The 2,619-nt window shown below is 38.7% G+C and carries 2 protein-coding genes and 1 pseudogene; all 3 read left to right on the top strand.

Annotated features, from left to right (window positions below; all coding sequences use genetic code 11):
• A pseudogene (locus GNE10_RS33680) lies at positions 1-690 on the top strand (HEAT repeat domain-containing protein); the annotation flags it as partial.
• A 115-nt stretch (positions 691-805) separates the two neighbouring features.
• Positions 806-1,597, top strand: coding sequence for an STM4013/SEN3800 family hydrolase (locus GNE10_RS33685; protein WP_260447138.1), 792 nt, complete (start codon positions 806-808; stop codon positions 1,595-1,597).
• A gap of 81 nt (positions 1,598-1,678) precedes the next feature.
• Positions 1,679-2,619: STM4012 family radical SAM protein (locus GNE10_RS33690; RefSeq protein WP_185570383.1), on the top strand; the 941-nt coding region annotated here is incomplete at its 3' end.

The raw sequence follows: 2,619 nt of genomic DNA on the forward strand, positions 1-2,619 counted from the left end.
GATAATTATAAATTATTACATAATCTTAAAGCTTTATTTATAGGAGATAGTGAAAACCATCCATTTATGAGTTCTCACTTAGAATTAGGCGATGTTACACCTATATTAACAGCTTTTCCTAAATTGGAAGTACTACAAGTAAGAGGTGGTTGGGGTTTACATATAAAACCTGTAAAACACGAATATTTAAAAACTCTAATTGTTGAAACAGGTTTAATGTTTATCGACTCTGATACTGTGAAGCAAATTTGTCAGCTTGATTTACCAGCACTGGAATATCTTGAATTATGGCTTGGCGGTTGTCAAAGATATGGATCGGATATTGGAACAAAACTTTTATTACCCATTATCTCAGGAGAGTTATTCCCAAATTTGAAATATTTGGGGCTAAGAAGTAGCGATTATTCTGACAATATTGCTATGTGTTTAACAGAATTACCAACAATTATCGACCGTCTTGCAATACTTGACCTTTCGATGGGAACTTTGACTGATGAAGGTGCTAAAGCTTTACTGAATTTTCCCTCTATTAATCAGCTTCATACCCTTGATGTATCAACAAATTATCTGTCTACAAATATGATTGAAGAATTATCTCAACTAGATTGTCAAGTAATTACAAATCCACAGGCTAACGACGAAAACGAGGAATCTGAATTTAGCAATCGCTATATCTGTTTATATGAATAAATAATACATTAGATAAAGTAGCTTTTAATTTTTGATGGTGCGTTACGCTAAGGCGATAACACACCCTACTGGCGTGACTATAAATAGATCATAATTTTTCCTCGCTATGTTCAATATGAATCAAATCGTCGGAACTCATGATATCTTATTTATCACCTTAGACACACTGCGTTATGACGTAGCCAAGGATTTACTCGCACAAAAACGTACTCCTAATTTAGAAAAAGTACTCTCTAAAACAGGCTGGGAAGAACGGCATTCACCTGGAAATTTCACCTATGCAGCGCATCATGCCTTTTTCGCAGGCTTTTTACCCACACCTATAACACCAGGAATTCACCCCCGCCTTTTTGCTTTGGGATTTGAAGGAAGTACCACTACAACTGATACAACTTGTGTGTTAGATAGCGCAAATATTGTTAGTGGATTAGCTGCTAAGGGATATCATACAGTGTGCATTGGTGGTGTAGGTTTTTTTAACAAACGCAATCCTTTAGGTAATGTAATTCCCTCAATGTTTGCTGAAAGTTACTGGAGTCCAGAGTTAGGTGTTACTAACCCTAAATCTACAGAAAATCAGGTAAATCTGGCGGGGGAAATTTTAGAAAAAACGCCAAATAGTCAACGCCTATTTTTATTTATAAATATTTCAGCTTTGCATCAGCCAAATTACTTTTACCTTCCCAATACTAAGGAGAAAATCGACACCATTGAATCTCACGCCGCAGCTTTGGAATATGTAGATAGTCAATTAGCAAAACTCTGGAATATTATACGCCAAAGACATTCTACATTTTGCATTCTCTGTTCTGACCACGGGACAACTTATGGTGAAGATGGTTACACTGGACATCGACTCAGCCATCCCGTTGTTTGGACTGTTCCCTATGCAGAGTTTATTTTATGAAAACCTGACGCAGAGGCGCAGAGTTCTTTGTGTGAGATTTAAAACAAATTCTCAACTTGTAATGAAAATCCTTGAAATTTTATGATTAAAACCCAAAATCCTCAATCTAAAACCCAAAATCTCAAATCCAAAATTTCTCAGTCTCCCTATCAAGCATATGTTTATTCTTATCCTCACAAAACAGCTTATCGTCCTTTCAGCCCACCTGTATATCTCCCGGAAGTTTGGACGCAGCAAGATAGACAAGCGCTATTTCTCTACATACATATACCGTTTTGTGAAATGCGTTGTGGTTTCTGCAATTTGTTTACCACAGTCAGCCACAATGAAGATTTTATCAGTCAATATGTCCGCACGTTACAGCGACAAGCTCAACGGATGAAAGCGGTGTTGGGTGATGCGTCATTTGCGAGGTTCGCTATCGGTGGCGGAACTCCGACTCAGTTACCCATTGGACACCTTGAAACTGTTCTCGATATTGCTGAAAATACGATGGGTGCGAGATTACAGGAAATTCCCATTTCTGTGGAAGTTTCGCCAGAAACCGCAACTGAGGAAAAATTAAAGTTGTTGCGATCGCACTCCATAGATCGTGTTAGCATTGGTGTCCAAAGTTTCATCGAATCGGAAGTCTTAGCAACCCAGCGTCGTCAATCTAATACTCAAGTAGAAGACGCATTGACAAGGATAAAAGAAGCTGGATTTCCGACTTTGAATATTGACTTAATTTACGGTTTACCCGGTCAAACCGTCGATACTTGGTTGCAATCAATACATACTGCTTTGCGCTTTCAACCAGAAGAAATTTATCTATATCCCTTATATGTACGGCCGTTAACAGGTTTGGGACGCACAGATAAAGAATGGGACGATATTCGTTTAGCTTGTTACCGCGAAGGGCGATCGCTCCTGTTATCTCAAGGTTATACTCAAGTATCTATCCGAATGTTCCGACAAGGCGGACAAGGTAGCAATCTTTCTCCCTCATCTCCCCACACTCCCCACACTCCCCACACTTTCCC

This window comes from Nostoc sp. 2RC (genome assembly GCF_014222165.1).
Lineage (GTDB): Bacteria > Cyanobacteriota > Cyanobacteriia > Cyanobacteriales > Nostocaceae > Nostoc > Nostoc linckia.